This is a genomic window from Enterobacter sp. 120016 (genome assembly GCF_018383635.1).
GTDB classification, from domain to species: Bacteria; Pseudomonadota; Gammaproteobacteria; order Enterobacterales; family Enterobacteriaceae; genus Enterobacter; species Enterobacter asburiae_D.
Genome location: NZ_JAHAWC010000055.1, coordinates 1 through 316, shown reverse-complemented (window position 1 = coordinate 316; position 316 = coordinate 1). Strand labels below are relative to the sequence as shown.

Below are 316 nucleotides of genomic sequence, written 5' to 3'. Positions count from 1 at the left end.
CACATGGGGAGACCCCACACTACCATCGGCGCTACGGCGTTTCACTTCTGAGTTCGGCATGGGGTCAGGTGGGACCACCGCGCTAAAGCCGCCAGACAAATTCTTTTACTTCTTGCCGAACTTTAACCTAAGTATAAAGTGGTGCTGATACCCAGAGTCGAACTGGGGACCTCACCCTTACCAAGGGTGCGCTCTACCAACTGAGCCATATCAGCACGCTAAATTTGATGCCTGGCAGTTCCCTACTCTCACATGGGGAGACCCCACACTACCATCGGCGCTACGGCGTTTCACTTCTGAGTTCGGCATGGGGTCA

At 54.4% G+C, this 316-nt stretch carries 1 tRNA gene and 2 rRNA genes; all 3 read right to left on the bottom strand.

From position 1 onward, the window contains the following. A 5S ribosomal RNA gene (gene rrf / locus KIF87_RS23090) occupies positions 1-96 on the bottom strand; the annotation flags it as partial. Positions 97-139: 43 nt separating this feature from the next. Beyond that, positions 140-215, bottom strand: a tRNA-Thr gene (locus KIF87_RS23085). A 14-nt stretch (positions 216-229) separates the two neighbouring features. Next, positions 230-316: ribosomal RNA gene (rrf, locus tag KIF87_RS23080) — 5S ribosomal RNA — on the bottom strand; the annotation flags it as partial.